This window comes from Polaribacter sp. HA6-7, from assembly GCF_055693625.1.
The window spans coordinates 481,292-497,485 of the sequence record NZ_CM146338.1 but is presented as its reverse complement, the minus strand read 5'-3'; the positions used below and the strand labels follow the sequence as shown (position 1 = coordinate 497,485).

General features: G+C 31.6%; 10 protein-coding genes, 1 tRNA gene, 5 pseudogenes and 1 riboswitch. Of the genes and pseudogenes, 4 read left to right on the top strand and 12 right to left on the bottom strand.

Features of this window, described 5'->3' with window-relative positions; translation table 11 throughout:
- Positions 1-27 precede the first annotated feature (27 nt).
- From ACZ1HD_RS02770 to ACZ1HD_RS02755, 4 genes and pseudogenes are all read left to right on the top strand, one after another.
- Entirely contained in the window at positions 28-444 is a 417-nt protein-coding gene (locus ACZ1HD_RS02770; RefSeq protein ID WP_472688587.1) for a hypothetical protein, read from the top strand.
- A 126-nt stretch (positions 445-570) separates the two neighbouring features.
- Positions 571-2,876: pseudogene (locus ACZ1HD_RS02765) on the top strand (phosphoenolpyruvate carboxylase).
- On the top strand, positions 2,873-3,148 hold the full coding sequence (locus ACZ1HD_RS02760; protein ID WP_472689256.1) for a phosphoenolpyruvate carboxylase: 276 nt from the start codon (positions 2,873-2,875) through the stop codon (positions 3,146-3,148). Before ACZ1HD_RS02765 ends, ACZ1HD_RS02760 begins: the two are co-directional and overlap by 4 nt.
- A gap of 47 nt (positions 3,149-3,195) precedes the next feature.
- A pseudogene (locus ACZ1HD_RS02755) lies at positions 3,196-4,730 on the top strand (YifB family Mg chelatase-like AAA ATPase).
- A gap of 55 nt (positions 4,731-4,785) precedes the next feature.
- On the opposite strand, the gene ACZ1HD_RS02750 reads toward ACZ1HD_RS02755, so the two are convergent.
- The 12 genes and pseudogenes from ACZ1HD_RS02750 to cobA form a co-directional block, all read right to left on the bottom strand.
- Positions 4,786-4,859: transfer RNA gene (locus tag ACZ1HD_RS02750), tRNA-Asp, on the bottom strand.
- Positions 4,850-5,845: a DUF58 domain-containing protein gene (locus ACZ1HD_RS02745; protein WP_472688586.1), complete on the bottom strand. Its 996-nt coding sequence runs from the start codon at positions 5,843-5,845 to the stop codon at positions 4,850-4,852. The genes ACZ1HD_RS02750 and ACZ1HD_RS02745 overlap by 10 nt, the downstream gene beginning before the upstream one ends.
- A gap of 66 nt (positions 5,846-5,911) precedes the next feature.
- Entirely contained in the window at positions 5,912-6,229 is a 318-nt protein-coding gene (gene trxA / locus ACZ1HD_RS02740) for a thioredoxin (protein ID WP_036783166.1), read from the bottom strand.
- Between the two features lie 222 nt (positions 6,230-6,451).
- Entirely contained in the window at positions 6,452-7,408 is a 957-nt protein-coding gene (gene metF / locus ACZ1HD_RS02735) for a methylenetetrahydrofolate reductase [NAD(P)H] (RefSeq protein WP_472688585.1), read from the bottom strand.
- 283 nt (positions 7,409-7,691) lie between these two features.
- Positions 7,692-10,367, bottom strand: coding sequence for a methionine synthase (metH, locus tag ACZ1HD_RS02730; protein ID WP_472688584.1), 2,676 nt, complete (start codon positions 10,365-10,367; stop codon positions 7,692-7,694).
- A gap of 13 nt (positions 10,368-10,380) precedes the next feature.
- Positions 10,381-11,369, bottom strand: a pseudogene (locus ACZ1HD_RS02725) (homocysteine S-methyltransferase family protein).
- Between the two features lie 50 nt (positions 11,370-11,419).
- Positions 11,420-11,531: riboswitch (SAM riboswitch) on the bottom strand.
- Between the two features lie 131 nt (positions 11,532-11,662).
- A pseudogene (gene cysM, locus ACZ1HD_RS02720) lies at positions 11,663-12,557 on the bottom strand (cysteine synthase CysM).
- A 4-nt stretch (positions 12,558-12,561) separates the two neighbouring features.
- Positions 12,562-13,317, bottom strand: a complete 756-nt coding sequence (gene epsC, locus ACZ1HD_RS02715) for a serine O-acetyltransferase EpsC (protein WP_079738117.1) — start codon at positions 13,315-13,317, stop codon at positions 12,562-12,564.
- Positions 13,314-13,655: a 2Fe-2S iron-sulfur cluster-binding protein gene (locus tag ACZ1HD_RS02710; RefSeq protein ID WP_472689255.1), complete on the bottom strand. Its 342-nt coding sequence runs from the start codon at positions 13,653-13,655 to the stop codon at positions 13,314-13,316. Before ACZ1HD_RS02710 ends, epsC begins: the two co-directional genes overlap by 4 nt.
- A gap of 57 nt (positions 13,656-13,712) precedes the next feature.
- Positions 13,713-14,768, bottom strand: coding sequence for an NAD(P)/FAD-dependent oxidoreductase (locus tag ACZ1HD_RS02705; protein WP_472688583.1), 1,056 nt, complete (start codon positions 14,766-14,768; stop codon positions 13,713-13,715).
- Between the two features lie 69 nt (positions 14,769-14,837).
- A pseudogene (locus ACZ1HD_RS02700) lies at positions 14,838-15,414 on the bottom strand (precorrin-2 dehydrogenase/sirohydrochlorin ferrochelatase family protein).
- A gap of 9 nt (positions 15,415-15,423) precedes the next feature.
- Positions 15,424-16,194 (bottom strand): uroporphyrinogen-III C-methyltransferase, encoded by a 771-nt coding sequence (gene cobA, locus ACZ1HD_RS02695; protein ID WP_472689254.1) that lies wholly within the window; start codon positions 16,192-16,194, stop codon positions 15,424-15,426.

Below are 16,194 nucleotides of genomic sequence, written 5' to 3'. Positions count from 1 at the left end.
TTCGGTATACAAATTGATGCTATTATTTTGAAAACTAACATTTTAATCATGAAAGCAAAACTTTTCTTTTTAACAATATTTATGCTAATCAGCAACCTTATCTTTTCTCAAGATAAAGATATCAAAGTAACAAAAGCACCAACAAGTATTTATACAATTAATAGTTTTAGCAACAACCCAAATAGTTTTTATAAACTGAATTCTAAATTAAACTTAAATTCTTTTGATTTTGTAACACTTAATGTAGAAGATATCGAAAACAAAATAATGGCTATCAATTTTCTAAATATTGATAAAAAGCCATCAGAATTTATTTATGATGATTACAACAATTATCAAAACAACTACTATTTAAAGGGTTTTAGATACAAGAACGACCCAACAAGATGGAATCTTCAATGTATAGAAAATAGAATTCAGCCATATTTCTTGAATAAACAATAAATTCTATATTCATCAAAAAAACATAAAATTTATATCGTTTTCGTAATTTTTTTGTTAATTATTAGTAAAAACCTAAGTTCTGAAACCTTGCTTTTTTGTAGATTTACTCTATAAAAATAATAGAATATGTCAGGATTACCTAAGCTAGCTCGTTTTAACGAAAACGTATTGTCTAAATATCAAATTTACAACAGTATTTTTATGACTTTGCCATTCGACACCATAAATAATACCGGTGTTTTATTGCCATTGTTTAATGAGTTATGTAAAAAAGGTTTTCAAGAGGGTAAAAATCCTACAGAAATTGTAGATGCTTTTTTTAGCAAATACCAAGAAAATCCTTCAGAAAAAGAAAAAACAGATTTATTATTTCGTTTTATACAATATATAGAAAGACAAGTTGTATTGTTTGACGCTATAGAAGACGCCGCTTTTCCTGTTGTTAATAATATGGATGGAGTTGGTACACTAAGAAACTCTAAAGAAACTGCCATTTTAGGTGAAAAGAAAGAAGCATTAAAAGCTTATTTAGAAGAATTTAAAGTTCGAGTTGTTTTAACTGCGCATCCAACACAATTTTACCCAGGTTCTGTTTTAGGTATTATTACAGATTTAGACAAAGCAATTCAAAATGACGACTTGCTTTTAATTAAAAAACTTTTAGCACAATTAGGTAAAACGCCTTTTTATAAAAAATCGAAACCAACACCTTTTGATGAAGCTGTAAGTTTAATTTGGTATTTAGAAAATGTCTTTTACCATTCTGTAAGTAAAATATACAACTACATTCAAAACAATATCTATGACGGAAATCCGATGGATAACGAAATTATAGATCTTGGTTTTTGGCCTGGTGGTGATAGAGATGGTAACCCATTTGTAACAACTCAAATAACTTTAGACGTTGCAGAAAGGTTAAGACAATCTGTTTTAAGAAGTTATTATAGAGATGTTAGAAAACTTAAAAGACGTTTTACTTTTGATGGCGTTCAAGAGATTTTAACTAAGATTGAAAAGCGACTTTACAAACACGTTGTAAGAAGTTATAGCAAAGTAAACTTTTCTCAAGGCATATTACTACAAGAACTTGCAGAGGCAAGAAAAATTGTAGAAACAAAACATCAATCTTTATTTATAGAAGAATTAGATGATTTTATTAACAAAGTTAGAATTTTTGGTTTCCATTTTGCAACTCTAGATATTAGACAAGACAGTAGAGTGCATCATAAAGCTTTTACTCAAATTGTTAAAGATTTACAAGAAACTGGCGATACTACTTTTCCTAAAAACTACGAACATTTACCAGAAGATGAACAAATAGAAATTTTATCTGTTGTTAAAGGAAGCATCGATCCAAAATCTTTAAGCGATGAAACTTCTGTAAGTACAATAGAATCTATTTATGCTTTAAAAGAAATTCAAAAAAGAAACGGAGAAAGAGGTGCAAACCGTTACATTATAAGTAACAATCAAACCGCATTAAATGTTATGGAAACATTTGCAATGCTTAACCTTTGTGGCTTTGAAAATGAATTACCAGTAGATGTTATTCCGCTTTTTGAAACAGTAGAAGATTTACAAAACGCAGAAGAAGTAATGCGTAAATTGTATAGTAATAGAACGTATAGATATCATTTAGAAAAGAGAAAAAACAAACAAACTATAATGTTAGGTTTTTCTGATGGAACAAAAGATGGTGGATATTTAATGGCAAATTGGGGAATTTTTAAAGCAAAAGAAGCATTAACAAAAGTTTCTAGAGAATTTGATATTGAAGTAATATTCTTTGACGGACGTGGAGGACCTCCTGCACGTGGTGGTGGAAAAACACACCAATTTTACGCATCTTTAGGACCAACAATAGAAGACAAAGAAATTCAACTAACAATACAAGGCCAAACGATTAGTTCAAATTTTGGTACAGAAAATTCTGCACAATACAACTTAGAGCAATTATTAAGTTCGGTATTAAAAATGATATTTTTACAAAAGATCAATTAAACGAAAAAAATAGAGAATTAATAGAAGACATGGCAGCTACCAGCTACCAAACTTATGTCGACTTTAAAAATCATCCGCAGTTTTTACCGTACTTAGAAAAAATGAGTACGTTAAAATACTATGCTAAAACCAACATTGGTAGTAGACCAAGTAAACGTGGTGGTTCTGATAAATTAGACTTCTCTGCTCTTAGAGCAATTCCTTTTGTTGGAAGCTGGAGCCAGTTAAAACAAAACGTACCAGGATTTTTTGGAGTAGGAACTGCTTTAAAGAAATATGAAGATGCAGATAGATTTGATGAAGTAATTGCATTCTACAATGAATCTGACTTCTTTAAAACCTTGCTAGAAAACAGTATGATGAGTTTAACAAAATCATTTTTCGAATTGACAGCATACATGGCTAACGATAAAGAATTTGGTGATTTCTGAAACTAATTTACGAAGAATACAAGACAACCAAAAGGCTACTTTTAAAACTTACTGGTCACAAAGATTTAATGGAAAACTTTCCAGTTGGAAAAGCTTCTATAGAAATTAGAGAACAGATTGTTTTACCACTTCTTACAATTCAGCAATTTGCTTTAAAACAAATTCAAGAACTTCAAAATTCTGATGAAAACTCAGAAAAATTAGAAGTATATGAGAAAATGGTGATGCGTTCTTTATTTGGAAATATTAACGCAAGTAGAAACTCTGCATAAATAAAAAACTAAAGCATACTTTTTTCTTTATATTTAAAGAAAAAAGTATGCTTGTAAAAGTTTATGGCTCAGCCGTTTTTGGTATTGAGGCAACTACAATTACCGTAGAAGTAAATATAGACAAAGGTATTGGCTACCATTTAGTGGGTTTGCCGGACAACGCTGTTAGAGAAAGTTCTTACCGAATTTCAGCAGCATTAAATAACAATAACTATAAACTTCCTGGTAAAAAAATCATTATAAACATGGCTCTTGCAGATATTCGTAAAGAAGGAGCTGCTTATGATTTAACATTGGCTGTAGGTATTCTTGCCGCTTCTAATCAAATTAAATCACCAAACATAAACGAATACATAATTATGGGAGAACTTTCTCTAGACGGAAGTTTACAACCCATAAGAGGAGCATTACCTATTGCAATAAAAGCGAGAGAAGAAGGTTATAAGTACTTAATTCTTCCGAAAGAAAACGCAAAAGAAGCAGCAATAGTAGATAATTTAGAAGTTTTAGGTGTAGAGAACATTCTTGAAGTTATCAATCATTTTAATGATGATGAAAAAATTGAACCTACAATTGTAGATACGCGCGCAGAGTTTTACAAAAATATCGATTTCCTGAATTTGATTTTTCGGATGTAAAAGGACAAGAATCCATAAAACGTTGCATGGAAATTGCAGCCGCTGGTGGCCACAACATTATTCTAATTGGACCACCAGGATCCGGAAAAACAATGCTTGCAAAACGATTGCCTTCTATCTTACCACCAATGACATTGCATGAAGCATTAGAAACCACAAAAATACATTCTGTAGTGGGTAAAACTAAAAATGAAGGTCTTTTATACCAAAGACCATTTAGAAGCCCACATCATACAATTTCAAATGTTGCATTAGTAGGTGGCGGACAATATCCAAGACCAGGAGAAATTTCTCTTTCTCATAATGGTGTTCTTTTTTTAGATGAATTACCAGAATTTAAAAGAGATGTTTTAGAAGTTATGCGTCAACCACTAGAAGATAGAGACGTTACCATTTCTAGAGCTAAATTTACAGTAACTTATCCTTGTAGTTTTATGTTGGTAGCTAGCATGAATCCTAGTCCGAGTGGTTTTTTTAATGACCCTAACTCACCCATGACTTCTACTCCGCAAGAAATGCAACGATATTTAAGTAAAATTTCCGGTCCATTATTAGATAGAATAGACATTCATATAGAAGTTACACCGGTTCCTTTTGATAAATTATCAGAAGAAAGAAAAGGTGAATCTTCTGTAGAGATTAGAAAGCGAGTAACTGCATCTAGAGAGTTACAATCTAAAAGATTTAAAGATTTTGAGAACATTCATTATAACGCTCAAATGAACGTGAAACAAATAAGACAATTTTGTAAACTTTCTCAAGAAAGCAAAACCCTTTTAAAAACTGCTATGGAAAAATTAAATCTGTCTGCCGGAGCTTACGATAGAATCTTAAAAGTTTCGAGAACAATTGCAGATTTAGCCAATACTGAAGAAATAGCACCAGATCATATTGCAGAAGCAATACAATATCGAAGTTTAGACAGAGAAGGTTGGTTGGGGTAGAATTCACAAAATATTCTAAAATGAAAAAAGCATCTCAAAATTGAGATGCTTTTTGCGGTCCGGACGGGACTCGAACCCGCGACCCCCTGCGTGACAGGCAGGTATTCTAACCAGCTGAACTACCAGACCGTTGCTCTTAGCGGTTGCAAATATAACACAGTTTTTAATATCTGCAAGCATTTTTTAAAAAAATTAAATATTTTTTTTCTACTGATTAAATAAGCAGTTAAAACATCATTAAAACCTTTATTAATATCTACCGGAACATAATCTATCTTATACTGTAAACATTTGTTTTTTAGATTTTTAAAATACTCATTTACTAATTCCTGGTATTTTTCCTGAACATTTTCTGCAAAAACATTAATTTCTTGACCAGTTTCTATATCAATAAATTTTTTTGGAGAATTATCGAAATTAAAATCAAATTCAGTTTTTTGATCATAAGTATGAAACAAAACAACCTCATGTTTATTATATTTTAGATGTTTTAGTGCTTCAAATAAAGAATCATTCTGTTTATTTGGCTGAAACATATCTGTAAAAACAAAAATTAAAGATCTTCTATGAATCTTTTCTGCAATTTCATGAAGAAATTTATACGTTTCTGTAGTATTTTTAGAAGTAGTTGTTAATAATTGCTCTAATTGATGTAAAAGCATTTTTCGATGTCGATCACTTCCTTTCTCTGGCGCGTAATATTCATAAACATCAGAATAAATACTTAAACCAACTGCATCTCTTTGCCTCTTAAGAATCTCCATTAAAGCAGCAGCGGCAATTGCAGAAAAGCCAACTTTGTTTAAACTATTTATAGTCTGTTTTTTTACGACAGGATAATGCATAGAAGCAGAATTATCAATAATAATATGACATCTTAAATTTGTTTCTTCTTCGTATTTTTTGGTGTATAATTTTTCGGTTTTAGCAAATAACTTCCAATCTATATGTCTTGTACTTTCGCCTTTATTGTATAGCTTATGTTCAGAGAATTCTACAGAAAACCCATGAAAAGGACTTTTATGAATACCTGTTATAAAACCTTCTACAACTTGTCTTGCAAGAATGTCTAAGTTTTTTATTTCTGATGATTTAACTTCGGATGAATTTACCATACTACCAAAATAAAAAAAGGTTTGACGTTAGCCAAACCTTTATCTTATTTAATATGTTAATACTACTTATATAGCAGCATCAATTTTACCTGTGTAAACGTTTTTAGGTGCAACACCTACTTGCTTATCTACAACTTCTCCGTTTTTAAATATTAAAACAGTTGGTATATTTCTAACACCATATTTAGCTGCAAATTCTTGGTTTGCATCTACATCTACTTTACCTACAACAGCTTTACCGTCATATTCAGTATGAATTTCATCTACAATTGGCCCAACCATTCTACAAGGTCCACACCAAGCAGCCCAAAAATCTACTAATACTGGTTTATCAGATTTTAATACTACCTCTTCAAAATTTGCGTCTGTTATTTCTAATGCCATTTTTTTATATTTTAAAAGTTCTTATTTCTAATTTTGTACTGCAAAAGTAAACAAAAATTTTACTTTCTATATTTCAAAAAAATTACTTTTTACTATTAGTCTATCAATAGTCTTTATGCTTACAAATATAGATTATGTTATAAATCAAGCCATTTCAAATCAAAAATTAATAATTCTTCATCTAAAACTAGCACCTTTTAAAGATATAAAAATTTTAAAACTTTAAAAAAGTTCAGTAGCAATAGCTTGTACATTATCACTTTTTCCCATAGAATAATAATGTAAAACAGGCACACCTGCAGCTAACAATTCTTTAGATTGTTGTATTGCCCACTCAATACCAACTTGTCTAACAGCTTTGTTATTACTACAATCTTCTATAGCAGTAATTAAAGGCTCCGGTAAATCAATTTTAAAAACTTGTGGCAATAACTGTAAGTGACGTTTAACTGCAATGGGTTTAATTCCTGGTATAATAGGCACATTTATACCTGCATTTTTGGCTGCTGCAACAAATTCAAAATATTTCTGATTATCAAAAAACATTTGAGTTACAACATAATCTGCCCCAGCATCAACCTTTTCTTTTAATCGTTTTAAATCGGTTTGTAAAGATGGTGATTCTAAATGTTTCTCTGGATATCCTGCAACACCAATACAAAAGTCAGATTTATTAGACGCCTCTACAACCTCGTGTAAATATTTTCCGCAGTTTAAATCCTGAATTTGAGAAACCAAATCTTTTGCATAATGATTTCCGTCTTTATTTGGTTCAAAATACTTTTGATGGCTCATCGCGTCTCCTCTTAACGCCATAACATTATCAATACCAAGATAATGGCAATCTACCAAAACATACTCAGTTTCCTCTTTACTAAAGCCACCACAAAGTACATGTGGCACAGTATCTACATCATATTTATGTTTAATTGCAGCACAAATACCAACTGTACCTGGTCGCATTCTAGTAATTTTTCTATCTAACAAACCGTTACCTTTATCTATATAAACGTATTCTTCTCTTGAAGTTGTTACGTCTATAAACGGAGGTTTAAACTCCATTAAAGGATCTATGTTGTTGTATAATTCTTGAATATTATTTCCTTTTTTTGGCGGAATAATTTCAAATGAAAATAATGTTTTTCCGTTGGCTTCTTTAATATGATCTGTAATCTTCATCGTTCCTGAATTTATTCAGTATTCTAGATGAAATAAGCTATTGTTAATGCAGTTACAGTTAATGTTAAAAGCCTTAGAAAGAAAACTATTTCAATTCTATGTTTTTTCATTTTTTTAATATTTACTGCAAAACTCTTATTTCTTCTTTTATTAGTTGTTAGTTTAAATAAAATTAATTGTTAATTAATTATTTCTTTTGGGCGTTCCCTTTCAGGTCGCGCTTTTCGTTATATCTTTTTCTCGTTCCTTAAAAAAGGATGTCACTACAATCGCTAACGCAGGCTTACTCTTCTGCTAAATTTGGATGCAACCATTTTCTAGCTTTTTGTTTCGAAATTCCTTTACGTTGTGCATAATCTGTAACTTGATCGTCTGTTATTTTACCCAAACCAAAATATTTAGCTTCTTTATTTGCAAAATAATAACCAGAAACAGCAGCTGCAGGCCACATTGCCAAACTTTCTGTAAGTTTAACACCTATTTGTTCTTCTACATTAAGTAAGTTCCATATTGTTTCTTTTTCTAAATGATCTGGACAAGCAGGGTAACCTGGCGCCGGACGAATACCTTTGTAATTTTCTTTAATTAAATCATCATTAGACAATTTTTCATCAAGAGCATACCCCCAATGTTTTGTTCTAATTTGTTTGTGCAAATATTCTGCAAAAGCCTCGGCAAAACGATCTGCAATTGCTTGCGCCATAATTGCATTATAATCATCTTCTTTAGCTTTATAACTTTCTGCCAATTCTTGTGCCCCGAAAATTCCGACACAAAAAGCACCCATAAAATCTTTTTTACCAGATCCTTTAGGTGCAATAAAATCTGCTAAAGCATGGTTTGGTATACCTTCTCTTTTATTTAACTGCTGTCTTAAAGTTCTAAAAACAAATTCTTCTCCTCCTTTTTTATGTACAGAAATATCATCTTCGTTAATAGTATTTGCTTCGAACAAACCAAAGATTGCTTTTGGTTTTAAAGATTGATTTGCTATAATTTCATTAATCATAACATTTGCCTCTTTGTACATTATTGTTGCTTGCTCGCCTACAACCTCGTCCGTTAATATATCCGGAAATTTCCCATGTAAATCCCAACTTCTAAAAAACGGACTCCAATCTATAAAAGGCACTAATTCTTTTAAACTTAGCTGTTCTAAAGTCTGAATTCCTAATTCTTTTGGCTTTACAATTTCAGTAGTTTGCCAATCAATTTTGTATTTACGTGTACGAGCTTCTTTTATAGAAATGTATGATTTCTCTTTACCTCGTTTTAAAAACTTGGTTCTAAACTCATCATAATCTTTCTTTAATTTTGCTACATAATCGTTATTGGTTTTTTTATTCAGCAAATCTCCAACAACAGTTACTGCTCTAGAAGCATCATTTACATAAACCACAGCGTTCTTATATTGTGTATCTATCTTAACTGCTGTATGCGCTTTAGAAGTTGTTGCACCTCCAATCAATAACGGTAATTTAAAGTTTTGACGTTCCATTTCTTTGGCTAAATACACCATTTCGTCTAACGACGGAGTGATTAATCCGCTTAGACCAATTGCATCTACATTTTCTCTTTTTGCAGCTTCAATAATTTTTTCTGGCGGAACCATAACTCCTAAATCTACAATCTCGTAATTGTTACAGCCTAAAACAACAGAAACAATATTTTTACCAATATCATGAACATCTCCTTTTACTGTTGCCATTAATATTTTACCTAATGCTTTTTGTTCTTCGCCTTTTTCTGCTTCTATAAAAGGATTTAGATAACCAACCGCTTTTTTCATAACTCGAGCAGATTTTACAACTTGTGGTAAAAACATTTTTCCTGCACCAAATAAATCTCCAACTACATTCATACCAATCATCAAATTTCCTTCGATAACCTCTATTGGTTTTTCTGCTTGTTGTCTTGCTTCTTCTACATCTTCAATAATAAATGCGTCAATTCCTTTAACTAAAGCGTGCGTAATTCTATCTTGTAAAGGGTTTTCTCTCCAAGATAAATCGACAGTTTTTTCTTTTTTGGTTCCTTTTACAGTTTCTGCAAAATCTAATAAACGTTCGGTAGCATCTTCTCTTCTATCTAAAATTACGTCTTCTATATGTTCTAATAAATCTTTCGGAATATCATCATACACTTCTAACATTGCTGGGTTAACAATTCCCATATTCATACCTGCTTGTATCGCATAATACAAGAAAACAGAGTGCATTGCTTCTCTAACAGTATTATTTCCTCTAAAAGAAAACGACACATTACTTACTCCTCCACTTACAGAAACGTTTTCTAAATTCTGACGCACCCAACGCGTTGCTTCTATAAAATCAATAGCATTTTTTCGATGTTCATCCATACCTGTTGCCACAGGAAAAATATTTAAATCGAAAATTATATCTTCGGATGCAAAACCAACTTTGTTTACTAAAATATCATAAGAGCGTTTGGCTATTTCTATACGTCTTTCGTAATTGTCTGCTTGTCCAACTTCATCAAAAGCCATAACAATTACTGCGGCTCCGTACCTTTTTATTTGAGTTGCTTCCCAAATAAATTTTTCTTCTCCTTCTTTTAAAGAAATAGAATTTACAACGCATTTTCCTTGTACAACTTGTAAACCGGCTTCAATAATTTCCCATTTAGAACTATCAATCATCATAGGAACTCTACAAATATCTGGTTCTGCAGCTATTAAATTCAAAAAACGAACCATGGCTTCTTTTCCATCTATCAAACCATCATCCATATTAATATCTACAATCTGCGCACCACCGTCTACTTGATGTCTTGCAATATCTAAAGCTTCATCAAATTTCTCTTCTTTAATAAGTCTTAAAAACTTGCGTGATCCTGCTACGTTGGTTCGTTCTCCTACATTTATAAAATTGCTGTTTTCATTTAGAATTAAAGGTTCTAAACCGGACAATTTCATATATTTTGTTTGTTTTATCTTCATTAGGCTACCTTTATTAAAGTTCACGTGGCTTATATTTTGAAGCTAAATTTGATATTACTTTTATGTGTTCGGCGATGTACCACAACAGCCACCAATAATATTTATCAAATCTTTTTTTAAATACTCTTCTATTTGTTCTCCCATTTCTTCAGGAGTTTCATCATACTCTCCAAAAGCATTTGGTAAACCTGCATTTGGATGTGCAGATATTGCAAAGTCTGTTTTATTTGCTATTGCCTCTAAATGCGGCTGCAATAAATTGGCACCTAAGGCACAATTAAATCCTACAGATAACAACGGAATGTGAGACACAGAAATTAAAAAAGCTTCTGCAGTTTGCCCGGATAAAGTTCTACCTGATGCATCTGTTATTGTACCACTTAACATGGTTGGAATTTCTATATTTCGAGCAGTTTTTACTTCTTCTATAGCGAATAAGGCTGCTTTTGCATTTAATGTATCAAAAACGGTTTCTACTAATAAAATATCTGCGCCACCATCTAATAAGGCTTCTACTTGTTGTTTGTAAGCAATTCTTAATTGATCGAAAGTTACTGCTCTAAAACCAGGGTCGTTAACATCTGGAGACATACTTGCAGTTCTATTGGTTGGCCCTATAGAACCTGCAACAAAACGAGGTTTATGTGGTTCTTTTGCTGTATATTGATTTGCAACTTCTTTCGCAATTTTTGCAGATTGATAATTTAGCTCGTACACTAAATCTTCCATTTGATAATCTGCCATTGCAATTGTAGTACCAGAAAAAGTATTGGTTTCTATAATATCTGCACCAGCTTCAAAATATTTTGCGTGAATAGTTTTTATAGCTTCTGGCTGTGTAATAGACAATAGATCGTTATTACCCTGAAGCGGACTAGGATAGTCTTTAAAACGTTCTCCTCTAAAATCTTCTTCTGTAAATTTATAAGCTTGTAGCATTGTGCCCATTGCACCATCTAAAACTAAAATTCGTTCTTGTAAAGCTTTGTATATCTCTGACATTTTTTGATATTTTTATCAATATATGTCATCAGGAAAGGTAAAATTCTTTGCTGTTATCTGTCAAGTTTAGAAAAAACTTGTAGAATGTAGCACCTTTCTCATAAAAATGAGAGGTTGCCAAGGCTTCATCGGGTCTAATCCCTCTACCTTTCGTGATAACGTAATTAATAAGTTTATGAACTGAACTACAAATAAACGCATTATTTATTTATTTGTAGAATTATTATATTAAAAATTTAAATAACTTTTGCTTTTATAATTCTTATAAATAACAAAAGTTACTTAAATATTTGTTAGTCTTTTTCGAATAAGGTTGAAGATAAATATCGATCACCTCTATCACAAACAATTGCAACTACTACTCCTTTTTCTAATTTTTCTGCAACTTTTATAGCAGTTGCTATAGATCCTCCACTACTCATACCTGCAAAAATTCCTTCTTCGGATGCTAATCTTTGTGTCATCGCCTTTGCTTCTTCTTCACTTACTTCTATTACCTGATCTACTTTAGATCTTGTAAAAATTGCAGGTAAATATTCTTGTGGCCATTTTCTAATTCCTGGTATTTTTGCACCATCTACAGGTTGAGCACCAACTATTTGAATTTCTTTATTTTGCTCTTTTAAATAATCAGAAACTCCCATTATAGTTCCTGTAGTTCCCATAGCAGCAACAAAATGTGTTACCTCTCCTTCTGTATCTCTCCAAATCTCTCGGACCCGTTGTTTTATAATGCGCTTTAGAATTATCTGTATTATCAAACTGATTCAATCTAAAATATCCTTTTTTATATTTTAATTTTAAAGCATAATCTCTAGATCCTTCAATACCTAAATCCGCAGGAGTTAAAATAACTTTAGCGCCATATGCACGCATCGTTTTTACTCTTTCTACTGTTGAGTTTTCGGGTAAAACTAATACCATATTTACACCTAAAACTTTAGCCATAAGAGCCAATGCTATTCCGGTATTACCACTTGTTGCCTCTACTAAAGTGTCTCCTTTCTTAATATTTTTTCTTCTTAAAGCTTCAGAAATCATATTATAAGCTGCTCTATCTTTTACACTTCCACCCGGGTTGTTACCTTCTAATTTTAAAAGTAGCTTTACACCGTCTTTTTTAAAGATATTTTGCGCTTCTACTAATGGTGTATTACCTACAAAATCTATGATACTTTTTGTTTTCATTTAATTAATTTCTTTGAAAAATTTTATTTTCTGATTGCACAGTTACAACAGAATTTTCTAAAATAGTTTCTGTTACACAAACATTTGCACCAATAACAGAATTTTCTCCTATAACAACATCTCCGCCTAAAATTGTAGCATTTGCATAAATAACTACGTTATTTTCTATTGTTGGATGTCTTTTGGTAGAAGCCATGCTTTTTTTAACTTGAATTCCTCCTAAAGTTACACCTTGAAATATTTTAACATTGTTTTTTATAACCGTTGTTTCTCCGATAACTATACCTGTTGCATGATCAATAAAAAAAGAATCGCCAATTTGTGCTCCTGGATGAATATCTGTACCTGTTGTGCTATGAGCAAATTCACTCATCATTCTTGGTAAAACAGGTATTTTTTGTTTTAATAATTGATTACTTAATCTATACACTGCAATTGCATAAAAACCAGGATAAGCTAAATATATTTCTCTTAAACTCTTTGCAGCAGGATCACTATTTAAAGCCGCCAATGCATCTAAATCTAATTTTCTTCTAATTTCTTTAAAAGATTTTTCGAAATCTAGCCAAAAGCATGCCTCATTTTCAATAGATAATCTCTCTAAGATTTTTAAAAATTTATTTTTAGTAGCTTCACCATTAATACTATTATAATTAGTATCAAATAAGCAATTAATTAATTCTTTTGTAAAAACCTCTACAGCATCTCTTAAACACATGCTATAGTTTTGTTCTTTTATATTTGCAGAAACCTCATTCATATATATAAATTAAGATTCGGAGCCAATTCTACTTCTAAACCGTCTATTTCCGGCGTAATTTGTATTTGACAACCTAATCTACTATTGTCTTCTACATTAAAAGCTTCTGCCAACATTGCATCTTCATCATCTGTCATTTCTGGCAAATCATGTTCAGAATTCACGTAACATTGACAAGATGCACACATTGCCATGCCACCACAAATACCAATTGTACCTTCTTCTGCTAACTCGTAGGAACGAACAACTTCCATTAAGTTCATTGCCATATCTGTTGGTGCAACTACATCATGTGTTACTCCATTTCTATCTGTAATTTTTATGTTGATGTCTTGCATCTGCTTCACTTTTAATAATATTGTCTGCAAAGTTACGGAAACCTAACAGATAACCGACTACTCTATTGCTTTTACAACAGCTTTTGGTGCCTCTTTTCTTGTTCCGTCAAAACCATCTACACCACCAACAGTAGTATATTTCATTACATATTTTTTATCCGGAAAAATTCTTTTGTAGGCACTTTGACACATTAAAGTTGCTTCATGAAAGCCACATAAAATTAATTTTAATTTACCCGGATATGTATTTACGTCTCCGATTGCATAAATACCCGGAATATTGGTTTGATAATCTAACGCATTGTTAACCTTTATAGCATTTTTCTCAATTTCTAATCCCCAATTACCAATTGGCCCTAATTTTGGTGACAACCCAAATAGCGGTATAAAATGATCTGTATCAATAATAAAAGCATCTTCGCCTTTCTTTTCTACAGCAACACCTGTTACTTTATCTTTACCAATAATGCCTTTAACTTCCGCAGGTGTAATAATATTAATTTTGCCTAAGTTTTTTAATTCTTGTGCTTTTTCTACAGAATCTAAAGCACCTCTAAACTCATTTCTTCTATGAATTAAAGTTACTTCTGATGCTACATCAGACAAGAAAATTGCCCAATCTAAAGCAGAATCTCCTCCACCGTAAATTACAACTTTTTTATCTCTGTATAATTCTGGTTCTTTTATAATATACTCAACACCTTTATCTTCAAAACTTTCTAAATTATCAATTTTTGGTTTTCTAGGCTCAAAAGATCCTAAACCACCTGCAATTGCAACTATTTTAGCATGATGTTTTGTTCCTTTATTGGTTGTTACAATAAAAGTACCATCGTCTTGTTTGTCTATTGTTTCTGCTCTTTCTCCTAAGGTAAAGCCTGGTTCAAACTGTTTGGTTTGTTCTAATAATTTAGTTGTTAAATCTCCTGCTAAAATTTCTGGATAAGCAGGAATATCATAAATAGGTTTCTTAGGATAAATTTCTGAACACTGACCTCCTGGTTGTGGCAAAGCATCAATTAAATGGCATTTTAATTTTAATAAACCTGCTTCAAAAACTGTAAATAAACCTGTTGGTCCTGCACCAATAATTAATATATCTGTTGTAATCATAATTGTTTGCTTTTGACTTTTCGCTTTTGGCCTTTTGCTTATTACAAAAGCTAAAGGTTAATAGCTATTTTATTTTTCTACTAAACTTTTTGTGAATTCGTTTAGCTTTTCTACTTTTTCCTCAAAGTCTCCTTTGATAGTTTTTCTGTACTCGTTTAAATTCTTTACTAAATCATCTATGTTTTCTCGGAATAACTTCTTCAAAAAACTGACGTAACCTCTTAGCTGTTGTTGGTGATTTTCCGTTTGTAGAAATTGCAACTTTTACGTTTCCTTTAGTTACAATTCCTCCCATATAAAAATCGCAAAAAGGCGGATTATCTGCTACATTAACCAAAATACTTCGTTTTCTACAATGTTTGTAAACGGTTTCATTTATTGCAGGAATATCTGTAGTTGCAACAACTATATGTTTCTTTTTTAAATACCGCCTGCTATATTTTTTCTTAATTAACTTTACATTTCCGGTTTTTGCTAAAGAAATTGTACCTGATCTAAACATTGGCGAAACCATGGTAACATTTGCATCTGGACTAGATTTTAGCAAAAATGTAAGCTTCTCTTCTGCCACAAAACCACCACCTACAATTAAAACCTCTAAATTTTTAGTTTTTAAAAAAATCGGATATAAATTATTTCTTTCCATCAGCATATATTATTGCATTAAAACTCTAGAGTAATCTTGCTTAACTTCTGATAAAATTGCTCTATGGTTAACAACTTCACCTAAAATAATAATTGCAGGATTACTCAATTCCCTTTTCTCTACAATCTCTACAATTGTATCCACAGTTCCAATACCAACTTTTTCGTTAGTTCTTGTACCGTTTTGAATGATTGCTACAGGTAAATTATTTTTATTTTCTTGTTGAAACAATTTAATTATTTCTGATAATTTACCCATTCCCATTAAAACCACTACTGTAGCATTCGATTTTGCTGCTAATGCAACATCATTAGATAATTTATGCTCTTTTGTAGTACCTGTAATAACCCAAAAACTTTCTGAACTACCACGTTTTGTTAAGGGAATATTTTGATATGCTGGCACTGCTAATGAAGATGAAATACCAGGCACCATTGCAGTTTCTATTCCATAATTTGCTACATATTCCATTTCTTCTGCACCACGACCAAAAATAAAAGGATCACCACCTTTTAAACGAACCACGTGCCCATGAGATTTTGCTCTCGCTACAATTAAGTCATTAATTTGTTCTTGTTGATACCTATAACAACCTCTTCTTTTACCTACAAAAATTTGTTCTGCATTTGGGTTGATATAATCTAACAACTCTTCATTTACCAAGGCGTCATACAATACTACGTCTGCAGATTTTAGAACCTTAATAGCTTTTAATGTGATTAAATCTACATCTCCGGGGCCTGCCCCTACAACTGTTAATTTCGGAATTTTTTGACTCAT

What these genes read in the sequence shown, in the direction of transcription:
- ACZ1HD_RS02745 (WP_472688586.1), bottom strand. Translation starts at nt 5,845, where the DNA reads ATGGTAAATTCATCCGAAGTTAAATCATCAGAAATAAAAAACTTAGAC.
- trxA (WP_036783166.1), bottom strand. Translation starts at nt 6,229, where the DNA reads ATGGCATTAGAAATAACAGACGCAAATTTTGAAGAGGTAGTATTAAAA.
- metF (WP_472688585.1), bottom strand. Translation starts at nt 7,408, where the DNA reads ATGAAGATTACAGATCATATTAAAGAAGCCAACGGAAAAACATTATTT.
- metH (WP_472688584.1), bottom strand. Translation starts at nt 10,367, where the DNA reads ATGAAGATAAAACAAACAAAATATATGAAATTGTCCGGTTTAGAACCT.
- epsC (WP_079738117.1), bottom strand. Translation starts at nt 13,317, where the DNA reads ATGAATGAGGTTTCTGCAAATATAAAAGAACAAAACTATAGCATGTGT.
- ACZ1HD_RS02710 (WP_472689255.1), bottom strand. Translation starts at nt 13,655, where the DNA reads ATGCAAGACATCAACATAAAAATTACAGATAGAAATGGAGTAACACAT.
- ACZ1HD_RS02705 (WP_472688583.1), bottom strand. Translation starts at nt 14,768, where the DNA reads ATGATTACAACAGATATATTAATTATTGGTGCAGGACCAACAGGTTTA.
- cobA (WP_472689254.1), bottom strand. Translation starts at nt 16,194, where the DNA reads ATGAGTCAAAAAATTCCGAAATTAACAGTTGTAGGGGCAGGCCCCGGA.